The 1,911-nt window shown below is 76.2% G+C and carries 1 protein-coding gene; it reads right to left on the reverse strand.

Features of this window, described 5'->3' with window-relative positions; genetic code table 11:
• Nucleotides 1-1,748: hypothetical protein (locus ACFV61_RS35785; protein WP_380496351.1), on the reverse strand; the 1,748-nt coding region annotated here is incomplete at its 3' end.
• Nucleotides 1,749-1,911: the final 163 nt, after the last annotated feature.

The following is a 1,911-nucleotide window of genomic DNA, read 5'->3' on the forward strand; positions in this document are numbered from 1 at the left end:
CTGTGTGTGAGGGGGGGGTGTTTTTTGTTTAACAGCGCCGGCCCCCGCCCCCCCCCGGGCGCGGGGGTCGGGTCCGGCGCGGGCCGGCGCGCTGCGGCGCGTACGGCCGTGCGGAGCCCGGAGCCGGCGGCCAGGGCCGCGTCCACCACCACCGCCGCGACCAGGGCGGCGAGCTCCGCCGCCCGTTCGGGCAGCGGCAGCCGGTGCAGGGCGGTGGGCAGCGGCGAGAGCCGGCCGAGCAGCCGGTCGCGTTCCTCGGGGCGCACGCTCAGCCACACCACCAACCGGTGTGCCTCCTCGCGCTCCTGCGGGCTGAGCCCGTCGCCGCCCCGCCGACCGCCGCCGACGGTGCGGGCGGCACGGTCCACTTCGGCCAGGACGTCCGGGAGTTGGGCGAGGGCGAGCAGTCGGGAGCAGTGTTCGCCGGAGCACTCGGGGTGGAAGCAGTCGTAGCGGGCGGCGACGGCCGGGGCCCCGACCCGGACCAGTGCGTCGATGAACGCGGCGCCGTCCGGTTCGGTGGCGATGCGTTCCAGCCCGGGGGTGTCGATCGGGCGGTCGAGGTAGTAGGGGGTGGTGGAGGGGGCGAAGGCGGCGCCGAAGGCGAGCACCGCGAGGGCGGCCACGGCGTCGCGGCGGGAGCCGGGAGCCCGGGCGACGTCGGTCAGGTGGTGCAGGTCGAAGACGTTGTCCTGGACGTCGTCGCGCAACCAGTCGCGCAGCCGCTCCGCTCCCCCGGCGGAGAGCCAGCGGGCCGCGTCGCCGGAGCGCCGGAGCAGGACCTCGGCGAGCTTGGCCGGGTCGGTGAAGGGGGAGCCGAAGAAGGTGATCGGCCGGTGGGTGCGGCCGGTGTCGGCCCGGGTCTGTCGCCGGACCACCGCGGGGCTGCCGCCGGCCAGCCAGCTGCGGACCTGCGGGGCGGTCCAGCGGTCCTCCGGGTTCTTGGTGAACAGCCCTTGGAGGAGCAGCAGTTGGCGGGGGTCGGCGAGGGCCGAGAGGTCGACCTCGTCCCCCAGGACCAGTTCCAGTTGCAGCACCTCGTCGCTGATCAGCAGGCCGTCCGCGCCGAGGAAGCGGGGGCGGCCGGTGAACAGCTCGTACAGGACGTTGCCGAGCGCCCACCAGGGCCCGGCCTCGTGGTTGCGGCCGGCCAGGAGCTCGGGGGCCATGTACGGGATGGTGACGATCGTCTCGGGCGTGAAGCGGCGGCTGGCGGTGAGCCGGGCGACGCCGCCGAAGTCGGCTATCACGAACTCCCCGGGCTCGCGGCCGGGGCGGACCAGGACGTTGGCCGGCTTGAAGTCCAGCGGGTTGCGCTCGATCCGCCGTTGCCAGAAGTCGAGCAGGGCGACGAGCTCGTAGACGATCCGCTCGGCCTCCCGCCGGTCGGTGTGCCGGCCGCGCTTGCGCAGTTCGGCGAAGTGGTCGGCGAGGGTGACCGGCAGGTACTCCATGGCCACCCAGTCGAGTTCGGCGCCGTGGTGGCCGACCCGGCCGAAGGCGACGATGTGCGGGACGTGGCGGCGGTAGTCGTCGTTGCGCAGGTAGCCGAGCAGGTCGGCGTCCATGGCGTGGCCGGCGGTCGTCACCTTCACCGCGGCCTCGCCGCCGCCGTCGGTGCGCCGGACGTGCCAGACGGTGCCCTCGGTTCCGGAGCCGGCCACTCCGAGCGGGGCGAAGCGGCCGCGCAGGGCGTCGGGGAAGGCGCCCGCGAACCGTCCGCCGGTGGGCCCCGCACTCTCCGACACCCCACCCCCCGGTATCCCACCCTCCGGTATCCCGCCCTTCGACACCCCGCCCACGGGGCCCTCGCCGCTCCGACTGGGCCCGGGGGGCCCGGGGTGGGGGGACCCCCGGGGGGGGGGGGGCGCCGCGGCGGCCCCCCCCGCGGGGGCTGTGGGGGGGGCCGCG

The sequence above is a fragment of the Kitasatospora sp. NPDC059817 genome, from assembly GCF_042731835.1.
Taxonomy (GTDB): domain Bacteria; phylum Actinomycetota; class Actinomycetes; order Streptomycetales; family Streptomycetaceae; genus Kitasatospora.